Here is a 16,695-nt window from a genome sequence, read left to right on the forward strand (position 1 = left end):
ATGAATAACGATCTAATCCTCTACACCACTGATGATGGTCAATCGCAGTTCGTATTGCGCGAATTAGGTGGGCAAGTATGGCTCACCCAGTTAGAAATGGCAGAGCTGTACCAGACCAGCAAACAGAACATTAGTCTCCACGTACAAAATATCTTGGAGGAAGGTGAACTTGCTCAAGATGCAACCGTCAAGGAAAACTTGACAGTTCAAAATGAAGGCGGCCGAGAAGTCAAACGTCGTATTCAATACTATTCGTTACCCATGATTATTGCCGTAGGCTACCGCGTACGTTCTACCCGTGGCACCCAGTTTAGACAATGGGCTACCCGCACCCTTGACGAATATCTGGTAAAAGGCTTCGCCATGGATGACGAGCGCCTTAAAGACCCTCGATGGGACTATTTCGATGAGCTGCTTGAACGCATTCGCGACATCCGTTCGTCGGAGAAGCGTTTCTATCAAAAAATCCGCGATTTACTGGCGCTGTCTGAAGACTACCGGACAAACGAGAAAGCAACAGGATTATTGTTTGCCGAGGTTCAAAACAAACTTTTCTTTGCCGTCACAGGTCATACTGCTGCTGAATTGGTTGTTGAGCGTGCAGACGCATCCAAGCCCAACATGAACCTAACCAGCTTTGCGGGCAATAAGGTTCGTAAAGCCGATGTCGTAATTGCTAAAAATTATCTACAAGCAGATGAATTGGAAAACCTGAATCGCTTGGTCAGCATGTTCTTCGAGTTTGCCGAGTTTCGGGCAAAAAACAAAGCTCACCTTCGCTTGCAAGATTGGCGTGAATACGTCGATAAGTTTATGGACTTTAACGAGCAACCACTGCTAAACAGCGCCGGCCGCATCAGCCACCAGCAGATGGAGAAAATCGCTCACAAATATTATGAGGCTTTCAACTTTCAGCGCAATAAACTGGAAGCTCTGGCGGAAGATGAAAGAGAACTCAAGGAATTGGAAAAGCTGGAGCAGCGCCTGAGCCAGAAAAGGAAGCCAACAAAATGACCCTGTACACGCCCAAATTTCAAGAAGAGTACAGTGCCAAGCTACCGGCTCTGACATTATTAACCAACTTAGGGTGGTCTTTTCTTGCGCCTGAACAGGCATTAGCTGCTCGTGGTGGAAAAACGGATGAGGTTGTTCTTCGCCAGGTGCTTCGCAGTGAACTGCAAAAACGCAGGTTTACGTTTGCGGGAAAAAGCTACCCATTGTCAGAAAAGTCTATCGACAACTTAATTGCAGAGGTGTGCAGCCCAGGGTTGAATGAGGGGCTATTAACCGGCAACGAACGCCTGTACAACCATCTGTTGTATGGCATTTCTGTCACTGAGTTTGTGGATGGCAAAAAGGCCAATCCAACGGTTGCGCTGATTGACTGGCAGATCCCTACTAATAATAGTTTTATCTTTACCGAAGAATTTACCGTTACCCGCTCTGGAGGAGTCGGCTCTTCATTTCAAGACAAGCGCAGACCGGATATTGTCTGCTTTGTAAACGGTATTCCTCTGGTTGTGATAGAGGCTAAGCGCCCAGATGGTAATGCAAAAAAGGGCCCAACTATTGACGAAGGTATTTCGCAAAGCCTGCGTAACCAGCGCCATGATGAAATCCCCTTATTGTTCGCCTATAGCCAGATGCTGCTTGCTATCAATGGCAATGAAGGTCGCTATGGCACCTGCGGCACGCCCGCTAAATTTTGGGCGGTTTGGCGAGAAGAGGACATTTCAGACGCTGAAATGTATGCCATCAAGAATAAAAAACTATCTGAAGCGCAAGTTATGAGCTTGTTTAGCCATCGTTCGGATAAGGATTTGGATTGGTATCGAAGTCTTGTTGCAACAGGCAATTTAGCAGTGACCGGTCAGGATAAATTACTGATCAGTTTGCTCAGTCCATCCCGCTTATTGGAAATGACGCGTTATTTCACCCTGTTTGATAAGAAAGTCGGCAAAATTGTGGCCCGTTATCAACAAGTGTTTGCTATTAAGCGGCTCATTGAGAGAATCAATACCCGCAATCTCCATGGTGGTCGTGAAGGTGGGGTCATCTGGCATACCACCGGCTCCGGAAAATCGTTCACCATGGTGTTTTTAAGTAAGGCGCTCATTTTGCACGATAGCCTGAAGCAATGCCGGATTGTGGTGGTCACTGACCGGGTAGACCTGGAAAAGCAGTTGAGCCAGACCTTTGCATCTGGCGGAGAGCTTGCGGGGAAAAAAGATAAAGCAGCTGCAATGGCGACATCGGGCAAACGTCTGGCGCAACAGATTGGCCAAGGAACCGAGCGGATTATCTTCTCCTTGATTCAGAAATTTAATACCGCCACTAAACGGCCAGAGTGCATCAATACCAGCTCGGACATCATTGTGTTAATTGATGAGGGTCACCGCAGTCAAGGTGGTGAGAATCATGTCCGCATGAAGCAAGCACTACCGAATGCAGCGTTTGTCGCCTTTACTGGCACCCCGTTATTAAAAGACGACAAAACAACCAATAAGTTTGGTCCGATAGTCCATGCCTACACCATGCAACGCGCTGTAGAAGACCAAATGGTCACGCCATTACTTTATGAAGAACGGATACCTGATCTGGACATCAATGACAGAGCCATTGATGCCGGCTTCACTCGTATTACAACAAGTCTGACCGATGAACAGAAAGCCGATCTGAAGCGCAAATATGCAAAACGCGGTGAGCTATATCGCGCTGATGACCGCATTCAATTGATTGCTAATGATATTGCTGAACACTTCGATAAAAACATTATCAATGGTCTCAAGGGGCAATTGGCCTGTGACAGCAAAGCTTCAGCCATCAAGTACAAAAAATATCTTGATGAAGCCCAATCCCTTTGGCCGAAGGAAAACAGGTTTGAGTCAGCGGTCGTGATGAGTCCACCTGACAGCCGAGAAGGAAATACCGCTGTTGATGACACAGCCGCACCAGAAGTCACATTGTGGTGGAAAGCGAATGTGGGTCGTCAAGATGAACAAACCTATACCGGGCACATAATCGAGCGATTTGCTGACGAAAATGACCCGCTAAAAATGCTGGTTGTAGTCGATAAGCTGCTGACTGGTTTTGATGAGCCCAAAAATGCAGTGCTCTACATTGATAAGCCATTAACAGAACACAATTTGATTCAGGCCATCGCTCGGGTTAACAGATTACATCCGAAGAAGAAATTTGGCTTGCTGATTGATTATCGCGGCATTCTTGCTGACTTAGATACCACAATTGCGAAATATCAGGATCTCGCCGCCCGTACTCAAGGTGGTTATGACATCAATGATATAGCTGGTCTCTATAATCAAATGAGCACTGAATACAAGCGATTACCACAGCTATACAAACAGCTGTGGGCCATTTTTGATGGCGTAAAAAATAAGAATGATATTGAACAATTACGTCAGGTATTAGTTCCCAAAGTTGAAGATCAAAATGGCGAGTTAGTTGATGTAAACCTCAAAGTTCGCGAAGACTTCTATGAAGCCTTAACCGCTTTCGCGAGCTGTCTAAAAATTGCCTTGCAGTCAGCAACCTTCTTTGAAGATAAAAGCTTTAGCGATGATGACCGTCGTCACTATAAGGAAACAGTGAAGCAATTTTCTAGTCTGCGTCAATTAGTCCAACAAGATGCTGGTGAAAAAATTGATTATGACGAATATGCCGAACAAGTGAAAAAACTACTGGATAAGCATGTTGTCGGTGTCGAAGTCAAAGAACCTGGCGGCGTGTACGAAGTGGGAAAAATGGGTCAGAAGCTGCAACCTGAAGACTGGAGCGAAGATAAAACTCGTAACGAGACTGATATCATCAAAACTCGCGTTACGCGAATGATTGAACAAGATTTACGCGATGATCCTTACGCTCAGGAAGCCTTCTCAAAACTGTTGCGTCAAGCTATCGAAGACGCTGAGAAGTTGTTTGACCACCCTTTGAAACAATACATGCTGTTTCGTGAATTTGAAGAACAAGTCCATGACCGACGCCTGAATGAAATTCCTGATGTTTTCGCTGGAAATCATCATGCGCAGGCTTATTTTGGAGTGCTCAAGAAGGTATTACCTGAAGCTTTTGCTGTTCAGGATCAACAAGTCCAGGACAAATGGGTCAAACTAGCCTTTGAAGTTGATGAGGCCGTTGATATTTCAGTTGCAGAGAACTCCATAAACTCACAAAACATTGAAGCTGATATCCGTAAGAAGTTGCTGCCCAAAATGTTCCAAGAGTGCAAAGCAATTGGTGGCGGAATGGATCAGGCCAAGAAAATCGTTGAGATGGTCGTGCAGATTACGCGCGTCGGATTGAACGGCAATTAAAAGTATTGAGTAACTATGAATGTTCCTATTAAACAAAGCTGTCATCTGATGAACTTTCACTACGGTGATGAACTCATCGCTTTTGAGCGGGTTATTCGTCCGCAGGCAAACAGCAAGGTATTGATTAAGGTACATCCTGATTGTCGCGTGATCGTCTCAGCACCGATAGATGCTGACAATGATGCTGTACTGAATGCCGTTAAAAAACGGGGACGTTGGATATACGAGCAGTTGCGGGATTTTCGTAAGCAATTGGAGTATACCTCACCAAGAAAGTACATCAGTGGTGAGAGTCACTATTATCTCGGTAAACAATATCTACTTAAGGTCATAGAAGCCCCAAATAGTATCCAGGGAGTCAAATTACTGCGCGGAAAACTTGAGGTATCAGTGCGCAGAAAAAGTGCAGAGAAAGTAAAAGAACTTCTTAACGATTGGTATAAAACACGAGCTAAAGAAACCTTCTCTAAACGTCTTGATGACGTCCTTGAACATGCCTTATGGCTAGCAGAACGGCCACCATTGCGTATTCAGACCATGCAAACCCAATGGGGCAGTTGCTCTCCAAATGGCAGAATTACGTTGAATCCCTATCTGGTTAAAGCACCCAGAGATTGTATTGATTACGTGGTATTACACGAGCTATGCCACTTAGCAGAGTTTAACCACAGTGAGAGATTTTATCGCCTTATGGGGCAAGTCATGCCGGGGTGGGAGAAGGTCAAAGAACGTTTGGATGGGATGGCTAATATCATCCTACTCAACTGATTGTATCGCTACTTATATTCTTTGAGATAGTTGCGATCAGGTGCCGCGAACATCCCAACATGTCTAAATGTCACTATAGCTATGCCCAGTCTTCAATAGGCTGGCTATGTGCTGATGCCCTAAGGTAAGCTCAAATGAGCATCTCTGTCTCCTCAGGGCAGCATTTGAGGCTGGATTTATCCAGCGTTAAACGTCCTTTGTGGAGAATAACGACACGGCAAGACGTTTGCCTTGTCTTAATCCACCTCAGATTGCTGCAAAACTAATAAAAAAGTCAACAGCCCCTAGGTATTACGATTAACGTAAAGTGCCGATAAATTTCTACCGCTCGCTTTATTTGTGGCTATTCTTTATATAGCTGTGACTCTCATAAAGGATTAGTAGAGATGAAGCAATTGGGCTTTAAGAAAGTCATGTTGTTGTCAATATTGTTGCTGGTTGCTATCTCGGTATCTATATCGAGTTATGTCTCTTATTTACAACAAAAATCAATATTGACCACTGCTATCATGGATAAAGGGCAAAGCTATGTCCGAGGCCGTGGTGATGTCATTAAGACCATGCTCAATGAGAAAGTCGGTGGGATCACTAAGTTGGCTAAACAGTTCAAGAATAAACCGTTGATGGGCTCCGTCGTTCATAGTGCAGCGGATACTATTGAGCAAACGAAGTTTTTAGCAAATGCGATGAATTTAAATAGTGCCGTGATCGCGTTTGAAAATGGTGATGGTTACTGGAACCTGTCAACCCCCACTTGGATGAATCATAAGTATTCTGGTGATGTGACGACACGACCTTGGTATCAAGCTGCTCTTCGTCATAAGGGTGTGCTGGTGACCGATCCTTATAAAGGGACTGATGGAAAATATTGGGTGAGTATTATAGAGAAGGTCGATGGCGGCACAATTTCCACCGATATGGAGCTTTCTTTTCTGGATGCTTTAGTGAAACCCTCAGCAAATCTTCCAGGTTCTGTGGCTATTATATTCAATTCGGATGGATTATTGTTGGCTTCATCTTCTCAAGATGTTAAATCCGGTCAAAACGCACTCGATTTTCCTTGGTTTAAAGGCGCCATCACTAAAGCGTTAGATCAACAAGATGCTGTGGTTGATTATCAGGTCGATGGTGTTGATAAAATTCTCTTTTCACATCGGATTAAAGTGGGTGATAAGTATTGGTTTTACGCGGTTGGCGTGAATCGTTCGATCGCATTTGCCGAATTAGCTTCTGCTCGCGACACGGCTATTCTTGTTGCACTGATAGCTACAGTGGTGAGTATTATTATTGCCTTTATGCTGATTCAGTTGCTATATCGCCCGATTATTTCTTTGCGGGAGATGATCGCCGGACTTTCTAGCGGCAATGGTGATTTGACGCAACGGCTGAAAGTTAACAGTAATGATGATATTGGCCAGATCTCTACAGGGATCAACACCTTTATCGAAAGTTTGCAGCAAATGATGCTCGAGGTGAAAGATGCGAGTGACTATTTGCAGAGTAATGTGGTTCGTCTTCGTAAACAGGCTGAACAAAATAAGACCATTTTACAGAAACATTTGAGTGAGACTGAGCAGGTCGCGACGGCTGTAGAGCAGATGGATGCTACGGCAAATTCAATGGCAACGGATGCAGCCAATACAGCTGAGCTGACCGAACAGGCCAATCAAACCAGCCATGATTCGCGAGTCATTGTGAATAATTCCCAGCAGACCATGTCTGCGTTGATTACTGATGTGCAGAATGCTTCGAATGATGTCCAATTGATGGATAATCAGACCCAGAATATTAGTTCGATTTTAAATGTGATCGGTGCAATCGCTGAACAGACTAACTTATTGGCTTTAAATGCCGCGATAGAAGCAGCCCGCGCCGGAGAGCAAGGGCGTGGTTTTGCGGTGGTCGCAGATGAAGTCCGCTCATTGGCAAGTCGCACGAAAGATAGTACTCAGGAGATTGAAAACTCTATTGAGAGTTTGGTTCAAGGATGCCGTCAGGTTGTGCACTCGATGAACGATACCAAAGCGCGTTGTGAGGATGCCACTTCAGGTTCCGATGCGGTTGCTGAAAGTCTTGATGCTCTGACCAATTTTGTAAATCAAATCAATGGGCTCAGTACGCAGATTGCAACGGCAGCTGAAGAGCAGAGTGGTGTGACTAAAGAAATTAGTCGTAATATGAATGAAATCAGTAGTATTGTTAGTGAGCTGGATAGTAATGGTCAAAAAGCTCTCAATGATGCCGAAGATATTGAACGGGTAAACAATCAGTTGATCGCAATTGTTAGTCGATTCAAAGTATAACTTCTAAGGCCTGCCTTTTTCGGGAGGCCTTATCCCAGCTGTTCTTGTTATTCGGATGTGGACTATGTGTATAAAAGCTGGCCGATTGAGCTAGGCATGGTTGATTCAACATTCTTTGTGTTTCGAAGCCTATAAGAGCCTCGGTCATCTGTTCCCGCCGCTTAGCGAAAACAACTAAAAATAGGAAAATGGCTAACGGTTTAAAATCCGTGGATCGTTGCTTAGGTTATCTTGTGTAAGTGAGAGCAATAGCAACGAGAGGTGGAATGCCGATGGAAACAACGGATCTGGGAAAATACGGCTAAAGGAATATCTGAGACTAACTAATTGCTGCTAAAAGAAGAAGATTTTTCACGGATGACTGATGTATAGCTGCCCATTCAGGGCGTCATAGGGTCGCTACCTATTATCAATGAAAACAGACTGATATAAACCTAATTCTTCCATATTTTGTTATGAACCTTTTATTTTGCCACGGTCTTTTTTCTAAAGCGTCGTTCAGGACGACCTATTTTCCCATGACAAATTTCTGCTTGGAGAAAGCCAGAAAGAATACAGTATTCCAGATAGCGCCTTGCTGTTGTTTTACTTATTCCAACTTCGAGTAATAAAGAGTCAGTCGTATGAATAACTTCGTCATCACTGAATATTGCTTTAATTTTATCGAGGGTGAGTTGATCAATGCCTTTGGGTAAATTTTCTCCTGTTTCCCCTGCTTTGGACTGATAATTAAGCATTAAATCAACATATTTCTGGTTAACCGAATCTGTGGATTCCAATGTGCTCTTATAGCTTAAATATCTGTTTAAAGAATCCTCAAGTCTATCGTATGAAATTGGCTTAAGTAGATAATCAAAAGCACCCGCTCTAATAGCCTTACTCACGGTATCCATATCACTGGCGGCGGTTACGAAGATGATGTCTGATGGGTTCTCTTTGGCATTGATATCTTTCATCAGTTCTATTCCCTTACCGTCAGGAAGATAGTTATCCAGTATGACTAAATCTGGCTTGATGATAGCAATCATGCTTTTGGCTTCTCTTATATTTTTCGCAATGCCGACAGCAACAAATTTTTGGGTTTTATTTAGAAAATCCGCATGAAATTCCGCGATGTTTGACTGATCCTCAACAATTAAAACATTAAACACCTTCATACGATGTCTCCTTTTGATTAATTTTAGGAATATAAATAGAAAATACAGCTCCTTGAGGTTCAGCTTCTTCCATTAGCAACGTACCCCCAGCATTTTTTATGTACTTGCTGACCAGATATAATCCGATGCCATGGCCTTCTGCTTTTTTGGACGACACACCTCTGGTAATTAGGTCTTCCGGGTCACGACCTTTAAATCCAATGCCATTGTCACTGACTTGGACAATGAGTTCTTCTGCACTATCATTCATAAACAAAGAGATAATTTTGTTACTGTCGGGATTTTTAATACTGGACTCAAATGCATTATCCAGCACATTGCCAAGCAGGGCGCTTAATTCATCTTCTTGAATAGGCCAGTTGCCACCGATCAGAGCCGACATAGGGTCAATATCCAAAGTTAGCCCCAGCTCCTCTGCCCGACAGATTTTTCCAAGTAATAAACCAGCGATAATCCTAGGTCTAAAAATCTGAGTCACTAAATCAACCAGAGCCTGACGCTTACTATTGGTACTTTCTAATAATTCCAGTGCCTTTTGGTTTTCACCAATTTGTAAAAGTCCACTGATCGTTGATAGTTGATTGTTGTGCTCATGACGCATAACACGCAAATTATCTAGATAATGCTGCACCTGAGCTAGTTGAGTGGTGAGGGTAGTAATATTATCTCGTTTACGAAGGCTTACAACTGTCCCAAATATGCCAGTTTCATTGGTCATTTTTACTCGTGTAGCGATAAAGGTTTCACCATTACAAGTCATTATTTCATCATTGACATCTGCTGCATGCTTGCTTTCTTGGCAAGGTATAAAAAAGCTGGCTGGCGTAACAAAATCCTGAATAGACCTTCCTGTTAAGGTCTCTGGCGCATGAGTTATACCGAGCATTTCCAATGCGGATCGATTGATACTTAAAATGCTCCCGTCACTGTTCGTTGCGATGATTCCCTCGTGCATGGTTTGCATGATGCTCGTTTTGATTTGTAGTGATTGGGCTATTTCCCCTGGCTCCATATTAAACATTTGGTTTTTAATGTGATTAGAGAAAAAGTAGGCTCCTATAATGGTCAGGATTATGGCGACACCAATGCTACTTAATATGGGTAATGAGTACTCAAATATCCGATGGCTCAGTCTATTAACTAGATAGCCCACTGAGACGACGCCAATAATTTGATTATCTGCTATTACGGGAGTTTTCCCCCGAATTGAAAGGCCAGACTGCCCTTTGCTGACAAACACGTGACTTTTACCTAATTTCAGCGCGTCATAGTTATCTTCGCTGGTTATTTTTTCCCCTATATAGTTTGGATTCGGGTGATAAAGACGTAATTCCTGCCGATCTGCAATAACAACATAATCGGCGTCACTTAACTGGTTTGTACGACGGAAAATATCCGAGAGCTGTTTTTTATCCGCATGATTCAAACTGGCGATGACAGATGGATCAGCCGCAATTTCTTTTGCTTGAACCAATGCTTTTGAACCGACCATATCCACGATGGTTTGTTCAAAAATATGGAGAAATAGACCACTTTGAAAACCGATAAGAGTGACAAAAAAAACGGAAAGCATTAATGCTACGCGAGTACGAAATTTGAATTTACTGAATAAAGCGCCATCCATTTTTATCATTGTTATCTATTTTGGTTTGTCTGAATATGCCGTAATTAGCGAGACGAATAGTAAATACTTATTGGCTTGGAAGGATTAATTAACCTAGAAGTTTCATGTGGTTTTTATGAATTTAAGTAATTTAATGATGTAAAACTGCGCTGCTCTGGTTGAAATGAGAAAGCAGTACAGTTTACTAAGAAAATCAGCCTTAACTTTTGCGGCTTCGTCCACACCGGGTGGCACACATGTTGCCAGAAGTGTCTTTAACTCAAGAGCAAGGGGGGATTAATATTCTTTTTTGTAATTCATCAACCAGTTCGCTGGTGTCAGTTGCACTCAGAGGCTTAGGGAAAATGCCTTTGGCTTCACGAGATCGTTTCATTCCGTAATAGTTATCCAACATGGGTTGTTCCTATATAGATAAATTTAATTGGGCCTTGTTATTTTTATGGTGTTAGAACATGCCTATCATCCAGGCAAAGGCAAACATGATCAGACCGACCGCCCACAAGCCAAAGAAGCTGTAGCGAATATGATCTCTGAGTTCGATATGAGTCAGACCTATACCCAAGTAGGTTGCAGGAACAAGTGGGCTGATCAGTAATGCCAGATTTTTACCGATCAGCATCGCAATCGTCATGGTCAATCCGGTAATGCCGTAGTTTTCGCCGACTTTAATCGCTAATGGAAGAAGCCCGTAGAAGTATGAGTCGGTGCCGAGCATTGTGCCCAGAGGAAAGGCGATGACCCCCATAATGACATATAGGAAATGAGCAATTGAACTTGGAATGATTTGTAGTAGCGGTACCGTCATTGCTTCAAGCATGCCGCTCTTGCCAAGAATACCAACCATAATGCCAGCGGCAAGCATAACCGATGCGACATCGAGTGCCACTGGAGCATGAGCTCTCATGCGACGTTTCTGTTCGTCGACGTTTGGATAGTTCACTATGAGTGCTGCACAGACACCAAGCATGAATGTGAAATAAGTCGGGAAGATACCAAGCAGAAGTATGACCAGCAGTGCGGCTGTGATACTCAGGTTAATCCAGGTGCGATTATAGCGTTTTAGTTTCAGAGCTGCTTCATCATGCTCTTTGAGTTCGACATCACCACTGACTTCATTGACCACCAGATCAACACGACCGGCATTGTGGAATTTTTTCTCCCGAATTGCCATGACGATAGCAAGCGCGACGGTTGCAAAAATACCCATGATTTGAATGGGGATCATGGTGTGCCATAAGGTGGTTGGATCAATTCCCAATACCAGGGCTGCGCGGGCCACTGGCCCTCCCCATGGAAGTAGGTTCATGACTCCCATACCACAACCGACAATTAGCAGGAGTAAGTGCGGCCGGATATTTAGCTTTTTATACACGGGCAGCATCGCCGGTACGGTGACCAGTACAGTCGTTACTGTTGCACCGTCAAGATGCGAGATAATACCGATAATTGCTGTTGCGATAGCTATCGCAACCACATTCGTTCCCGCTTTGGTCACCAGTTTATTCACCAGACCATCAAACATACCCGCATCAGACATAATGCCAAAAAATGTGACTGAGAAGATAAATAACACTGCCATTTTACTGGTCTTTTTTATGCCAAATTCAACAAAAGAAACGACTTCGGTTACTGAAAATCCAGCCAGAAAAGCGGCGAGTACTGGTACTGTAATAAATACAACGACTGGTATAGTCCGTCCTTTAAACAGAAAATACATGATGGTTGCCAACATCATGAATCCCGAAAATGCCATCAGCATGATTTGCTCCTTTATCGCGTAGGGTTTTATTTATTAGATTGGAGATAGTTTCAAAGATTAGGCGGTAGCTAAATGTGAATTGACTCATATTGAATTTTTGTTTCTAAGGCGATAATGGTTTTTAAGTTATTAACTCGCCACAAAATATGAGAATGTCTTTAGATTGTCATAGACGATAAGGTTTCTTTAAGAGCTTCAGATAGGTTTGAACATGCGGTCAAATAGAACATAAAAAAACCAGCCTTTTCAGGCTGGTTCGTTGAGTTAGGAGCAACTAATCACAACTTTCATTGCTTTTTCTTTTGCAGCATTGCCAAAGACCTCATAGGCATGCATAAACTCATTCGCATCAAAATGGTGTGTGACTAATCCATCGGGCTCAATGCTTTTATTTTTCGCTGTTAAGGCATTCAGCAACATTGGTGTACTGGTGGCATTGACCAAGCCGGTGGTGAGATGGATATTTTTAATCCATAGATCTTGTAGTTGCAGATCAACACTTTGACCATGAACGCCAACATTGGCCAGATGCCCCCCTTTACCAACGATTTTCTGGCAAATATCAAAGGTGGCTGGTACGCCAACACATTCAACCGCAACTTCAACCCCATCCCCCTGAGTCAGCTCATCGATGCGCTGCTGAACATCTTCTTTTGCTGGGTTAATGGTTGTTGTTGCGCCAAACTGGCGGGCGACTTCAAGGCGATTATCATCGACATCAATCATGATAATTTCCGATGGCGAATAAAACTGACTGGTCATCATCGCCGCCATCCCAACGGGTCCTGCGCCTACAAACGCGACGCGGTCGCCAGGTTTGACTTGACCATTTAATACACCAATTTCAAAGCCAGTGGGCAGAATATCGCTGAGCATAATCGCCGAATCGTCATCAACCCCATCGGGAATTGGATACAGGCTGTTATCTGCATGAGGAATGCGGACGTAATCAGCTTGAGTTCCGTTAATTAAGTGACCTAAAATCCAGCCGCCATCTTCACAATGTGCGGGTAGCCCTTTTTTACAATAACGACAGCTTCCGCACGAAGTGATACAGGAAATAATGACTTTGTCGCCGACTTTAAAATGGCTAACAGAGCTGCCTACTGATTCAACAATCCCAATCCCTTCATGCCCTAAAGTTGTCCCTGATTCGACCTCTGGCACATCGCCTTTTATGATATGTAGATCAGTTCCACATATCGTGGTTTTTAATACTTTGACTATTGCATCGGTTGGTAGATCAAGTTCTGGTTTTGCCACTTCATCATAACTAATCTTATTTGGACCGTGATAAACAACAGCTTTCATGGCTATTCCTCCATCGATAAAAGATATAGTTGTGTCACGTTATGCGTCGTGGAACGCATAAAGAAGGGCGATCATTCTAGTGTCCCTAGAACGCGGGCTCAGAGCTTGCAGCAGTGATTGGTGAGCCATGCTCGATAGACTCGAAGTTAAATTACTAGTAACAACCCTTCAACTTTAATTTAATCCTTTAAGAAAGAGATGTTGTGAGTTGTATCGCAGTTCCATTTGTATTTAGGCCTTAGGTCAAGCTGTGATTTTTCCGATTGAGGAATCCTACCAAAGAGAGCATCACGGGGACTTCAATTAATACACCTACAACGGTGGCCAAAGCGGCTCCTGAATGCAGCCCAAATAAAGATACAGCGACAGCCACTGCTAGTTCAAAAAAGTTTGAGGTGCCAATCAAGCAGGCCGGTGCTGCAATCTTATGCGGCAACTTTAATAGTTTTGCGCCGATGTAACCTAACCCGAAAATACCATAGGTCTGAATGAGGAGTGGGATTGCAATCAGGATAATAATCAGTGGGTTGTTGATAATGGTTTGTGCCTGCAAGGCAAACAAAATGACTACAGTTGCGAGTAATCCGATGATCGACCACGGTTTGAGTCTGGCGCACAACTGATTGAGTCGCGCTTTAGGCAATCGCGCTCGGGTAACCGCGCCGGCTGCCAGTGGCAATACAACATAGAGAATCACAGAGCTCAGCAAGGTTTGCCAAGGTATCACAATATCGCTAATGCCTAACAATAGGGCCGTGATCGGGGCAAATGCGACAACCATAATGAGATCGTTTATTGCGACTTGTACTAAGGTGTAGTTAGGGTCACCCTTGGTCATCTGACTCCAGATAAATACCATCGCGGTGCACGGTGCCGCACCTAATAAGATCATCCCTGCGACATAGCTAGCGGCCTGGTGAGGATCGACCCATCTGGAAAATAGAACATAGAAGAATAAGCTGCCCAATAGGGCCATGGTAAATGGTTTGATGAGCCAGTTGATGGCAATCGTTAATAACAGCCCCTTCGGCCGACGTTTAACTTCTTTAATGGCGTTGAAATCAATCTGTACCATCATTGGGTAGATCATGATCCAAATGAGTACCGCGACTATTAAATTAACGTGAGCATACTCAACAGTGGCGATAAAGTTGAACAGGCCGGAAAATAGATTTCCTAAAAGCATTCCGGCAATGATGCTCAGCGCCACCCACAGTGATAAATATCTCTCAAAACGTCCCATCGGATAACCTTTAAGATTTAATACGTGCGCCGCAGCGTTGCAAGGCGTCTTGCCAGTTGGCTTGATTTAACATGGCTATCTGTTTTAGTACGGTTACTCGCTCTTGAATGGTTTGAATGGTCTGGAGAAAGGCTTCTTCTATGATTGTTTCATCACCCTCTAACTTTGATGGATCAGTGAGTCCCCAGTGCACTTGTAAAGCGTTGCCAAACCAGACGGGGCAACTTTCTTGGGCCGCATGATCACAGACGGTAATCACAACATCTGGGGCAAATGAGCTCATATCATCCCAAGACTGACTTTGCAGGTTGTCAGTGGGGATCCCAACCTGTTGCAGGTATTTCACCGATAACGGATGGACTCGTCCAGCAGGCTGGCTTCCAGCACTTTTCGCCTCTAGCAGATCACCACCGTAATAGTGGGTGATGGCTTCGCTTAAAATGCTACGGCAACGGTTATGGGTGCAAATATAAAGAATTTTCATGAGGGGGTCTCACAAGTCGTTAAGCTGTTCGTAAGTCGTTGATTACATTTTGATAAATAATTAGGTTGTGAGAGGAGTGCTTGTTGTAACAGTGTGACGACCCATTCAGCTAAGTCCGGCGCAAGCTGATAGTAGCGCCATTTGCCATGTTGTGCGTCTTGCACTAATTGGGCTTGACGCAGCATCGCTAAATGCCGAGAGACCTTGGGTTGCGATAACTGCAAGGCATCGGTGAGATGGCACACACATAACTGGCTATTTTGAGTCAGCAACAACAGTATCTTAAGACGCGTGTCATCGGCTAATAATTTAAATAATTTTAATGGTTCTATCATTATGACTCCTCAAACATATATGAAATATCATATATGTTTGAGGAGATGTCAAAACAAATTATTGTGGCGTGCACACGAACCGCCGTTATTTCAGCGTCAACTGCGTGATATTTCATTTGCTGGCTTGAAATGACGAGTCGGAAGGGTTAGCAAAAATAAAATAACCGATGGCGATTAAAGCGGCAAAAATTCCGGATGCAGCGCCAATGGCTAATCCCCAGCGAGCGCCAAAATGGTTGATCACCCAGCCGGCAATCGGCGCTCCCAAAGGTGTGCCTCCCATCATAATGGCCATGCGAATGGCGATGACTCGTCCACGCATTGATTGTTCGGTTGATAGTTGCATCAAGCTATTGTTGTTGTTATTAAAAATCAGAGCCGCTAGTCCAACGATGATCAAAATCACGGCAAACCAGCCATAGCTGGGAGCGAGGGCTGCCCAAGTGCAGCCAATCCCAAACAACAAGGCACTGAAGAGCAAGTTACGCATATGCGGTTTTTCTTGAATCGCACAGAGGATGGCGCCACTGATGGTTCCTATTGCCATGCAGGAGGATAAAAATCCGTAGCCCTTCGCCCCAGTATGAAATACCGATGCCGCCATTGTCGAAATATACAATGGGAAATTCATACCGAAGGTGCCGATGATAAATGTCATTAACAAAATGGTTCGCAGATCTCGACGATGACAAACATAGCTAAATCCAGCGGTTAGACTCCCTTTGGTACGCAGTGGCCGAGTCAGTGGGAAGAACAAGGCTGGGCGCATCAATTTGAGCGAGGCTAAAACAGCTAGGAATGATGCAGCATTGATGATAAATGCCCAACCAGTGCCTACGGCGGCAATGATGAGCCCTGCTACTGCCGGTCCAATCATCCGGGCGGCATTAAAAGAGGTTGAATTTAATGAAATTGCGTTGCTCAGGTAGCTATCACCCACCAGCTCGCCTACGAAGGTCTGGCGTGTTGGTGCATCAATGGCTGCCGTGCAGCCAAATAGAAATGCTAAAAGATATACTTCCCAAAGTGTGATAACGCCTGTGACGGTCAGTGTGCCTAATATCAGGGCAAGCACACATAAAATACCTTGGGTGACCATCATCAGCTTATGGCGGTTAAAGTAATCGGCACAAAAACCACTGACGGGGAGTAATAATAATTGTGGGCCAAATTGGCAAGCCATCACAATGCCAACAGCGGCTGCATCATGGTGGGTTAATTGCGTGAGGACGAGCCAATCTTGAGCGGTCCGTTGCATCCATGTCCCAATATTGGAGATCAGCGCCCCGATTGCCCAAAGGCGAAAATTCAAGCTGTAAAATGAGCGAAAAAAACGAGAATGGAACATGGTGGCTACCGTATGGATAAAGAGGTCATCGT

Annotated in this window: 14 protein-coding genes and 1 pseudogene; 4 read left to right on the plus strand and 11 right to left on the minus strand. The window is 44.1% G+C overall.

What is annotated here, in order from left to right; all coding sequences use genetic code 11:
* From EV690_RS11905 to EV690_RS11915, 3 genes are read left to right on the plus strand one after another with little or no spacing between them, the layout of a single operon-like run.
* Complete coding sequence (locus EV690_RS11905; protein WP_131913239.1) at positions 1-1,014, plus strand: virulence RhuM family protein; 1,014 nt, start codon at positions 1-3, stop codon at positions 1,012-1,014.
* A complete protein-coding gene (locus EV690_RS11910) occupies positions 1,011-4,331 on the plus strand; it encodes a type I restriction endonuclease subunit R (RefSeq protein ID WP_131913240.1) in 3,321 nt (1,106 codons plus the stop codon). Before EV690_RS11905 ends, EV690_RS11910 begins: the two co-directional genes overlap by 4 nt.
* 15 nt (positions 4,332-4,346) lie before the next feature.
* Positions 4,347-5,099 carry a M48 family metallopeptidase gene (locus EV690_RS11915; protein ID WP_224054952.1) on the plus strand — a complete coding sequence of 251 codons (753 nt, stop codon included), beginning with the start codon at positions 4,347-4,349 and terminating at the stop codon, positions 5,097-5,099.
* Here the strand turns inward: EV690_RS11915 and EV690_RS18645 are convergent.
* Positions 5,092-5,216: pseudogene (locus EV690_RS18645) on the minus strand (recombinase family protein); the annotation flags it as partial. The gene EV690_RS11915 and the pseudogene EV690_RS18645 overlap by 8 nt on opposite strands.
* A gap of 269 nt (positions 5,217-5,485) precedes the next feature.
* Between EV690_RS18645 and EV690_RS11925 the strand changes: the two are divergent.
* Entirely contained in the window at positions 5,486-7,402 is a 1,917-nt protein-coding gene (locus tag EV690_RS11925) for a methyl-accepting chemotaxis protein (protein ID WP_131913241.1), read from the plus strand.
* Positions 7,403-7,866: 464 nt separating this feature from the next.
* Here the strand turns inward: EV690_RS11925 and EV690_RS11930 are convergent, their stop codons facing one another.
* From EV690_RS11930 to EV690_RS11970, 10 genes are all read right to left on the minus strand, one after another.
* Positions 7,867-8,559 carry a response regulator gene (locus EV690_RS11930; protein ID WP_131913242.1) on the minus strand — a complete coding sequence of 231 codons (693 nt, stop codon included), beginning with the start codon at positions 8,557-8,559 and terminating at the stop codon, positions 7,867-7,869.
* On the minus strand, positions 8,546-10,192 hold the full coding sequence (locus EV690_RS11935; RefSeq protein WP_131913243.1) for an ATP-binding protein: 1,647 nt from the start codon (positions 10,190-10,192) through the stop codon (positions 8,546-8,548). The genes EV690_RS11930 and EV690_RS11935 overlap by 14 nt, the downstream gene beginning before the upstream one ends.
* Before the next feature lie 93 nt (positions 10,193-10,285).
* The gene (locus EV690_RS18750) at positions 10,286-10,429 is read right to left on the minus strand and encodes a hypothetical protein (RefSeq protein WP_131913507.1); all 144 of its coding nucleotides are present in this window, start codon (positions 10,427-10,429) and stop codon (positions 10,286-10,288) included.
* 13 nt (positions 10,430-10,442) lie between these two features.
* Positions 10,443-10,577, minus strand: coding sequence for a hypothetical protein (locus tag EV690_RS18570; protein WP_263433842.1), 135 nt, complete (start codon positions 10,575-10,577; stop codon positions 10,443-10,445).
* A gap of 51 nt (positions 10,578-10,628) precedes the next feature.
* Positions 10,629-11,942, minus strand: a complete 1,314-nt coding sequence (locus EV690_RS11945; RefSeq protein ID WP_131913244.1) for a CitMHS family transporter — start codon at positions 11,940-11,942, stop codon at positions 10,629-10,631.
* Positions 11,943-12,206: 264 nt separating this feature from the next.
* Entirely contained in the window at positions 12,207-13,253 is a 1,047-nt protein-coding gene (locus tag EV690_RS11950; protein ID WP_131913245.1) for a zinc-dependent alcohol dehydrogenase family protein, read from the minus strand.
* A 238-nt stretch (positions 13,254-13,491) separates the two neighbouring features.
* Positions 13,492-14,496, minus strand: coding sequence for an ACR3 family arsenite efflux transporter (arsB, locus tag EV690_RS11955; RefSeq protein WP_131913246.1), 1,005 nt, complete (start codon positions 14,494-14,496; stop codon positions 13,492-13,494).
* 10 nt (positions 14,497-14,506) lie between these two features.
* Positions 14,507-14,980 carry an arsenate reductase ArsC gene (locus EV690_RS11960; protein ID WP_131913247.1) on the minus strand — a complete coding sequence of 158 codons (474 nt, stop codon included), beginning with the start codon at positions 14,978-14,980 and terminating at the stop codon, positions 14,507-14,509.
* A complete protein-coding gene (locus tag EV690_RS11965; protein ID WP_131913248.1) occupies positions 14,977-15,315 on the minus strand; it encodes a metalloregulator ArsR/SmtB family transcription factor in 339 nt (112 codons plus the stop codon). The genes EV690_RS11960 and EV690_RS11965 overlap by 4 nt, the downstream gene beginning before the upstream one ends.
* A 112-nt stretch (positions 15,316-15,427) precedes the next feature.
* Positions 15,428-16,663, minus strand: coding sequence for an MFS transporter (locus tag EV690_RS11970; protein WP_131913249.1), 1,236 nt, complete (start codon positions 16,661-16,663; stop codon positions 15,428-15,430).
* Positions 16,664-16,695 lie beyond the last annotated feature (32 nt).

It is taken from the genome of Celerinatantimonas diazotrophica (assembly GCF_004339545.1).
GTDB lineage: Bacteria > Pseudomonadota > Gammaproteobacteria > Enterobacterales > Celerinatantimonadaceae > Celerinatantimonas > Celerinatantimonas diazotrophica.

Bases quoted from the DNA above. Each gene is read 5' to 3' on its own strand.
- arsB (WP_131913246.1), bottom strand. From the start codon at position 14,496: ATGGGACGTTTTGAGAGATATTTATCACTGTGGGTGGCGCTGAGCATC.
- EV690_RS11925 (WP_131913241.1), top strand. From the start codon at position 5,486: ATGAAGCAATTGGGCTTTAAGAAAGTCATGTTGTTGTCAATATTGTTG.
- EV690_RS11950 (WP_131913245.1), bottom strand. From the start codon at position 13,253: ATGAAAGCTGTTGTTTATCACGGTCCAAATAAGATTAGTTATGATGAA.
- EV690_RS11910 (WP_131913240.1), top strand. From the start codon at position 1,011: ATGACCCTGTACACGCCCAAATTTCAAGAAGAGTACAGTGCCAAGCTA.
- EV690_RS11970 (WP_131913249.1), bottom strand. From the start codon at position 16,663: ATGTTCCATTCTCGTTTTTTTCGCTCATTTTACAGCTTGAATTTTCGC.
- EV690_RS11965 (WP_131913248.1), bottom strand. From the start codon at position 15,315: ATGATAGAACCATTAAAATTATTTAAATTATTAGCCGATGACACGCGT.
- EV690_RS11905 (WP_131913239.1), top strand. From the start codon at position 1: ATGAATAACGATCTAATCCTCTACACCACTGATGATGGTCAATCGCAG.
- EV690_RS11930 (WP_131913242.1), bottom strand. From the start codon at position 8,559: ATGAAGGTGTTTAATGTTTTAATTGTTGAGGATCAGTCAAACATCGCG.
- EV690_RS11945 (WP_131913244.1), bottom strand. From the start codon at position 11,942: ATGCTGATGGCATTTTCGGGATTCATGATGTTGGCAACCATCATGTAT.
- EV690_RS18570 (WP_263433842.1), bottom strand. From the start codon at position 10,577: ATGTTGGATAACTATTACGGAATGAAACGATCTCGTGAAGCCAAAGGC.
- EV690_RS11935 (WP_131913243.1), bottom strand. From the start codon at position 10,192: ATGATAAAAATGGATGGCGCTTTATTCAGTAAATTCAAATTTCGTACT.
- EV690_RS11915 (WP_224054952.1), top strand. From the start codon at position 4,347: ATGAATGTTCCTATTAAACAAAGCTGTCATCTGATGAACTTTCACTAC.
- EV690_RS11960 (WP_131913247.1), bottom strand. From the start codon at position 14,980: ATGAAAATTCTTTATATTTGCACCCATAACCGTTGCCGTAGCATTTTA.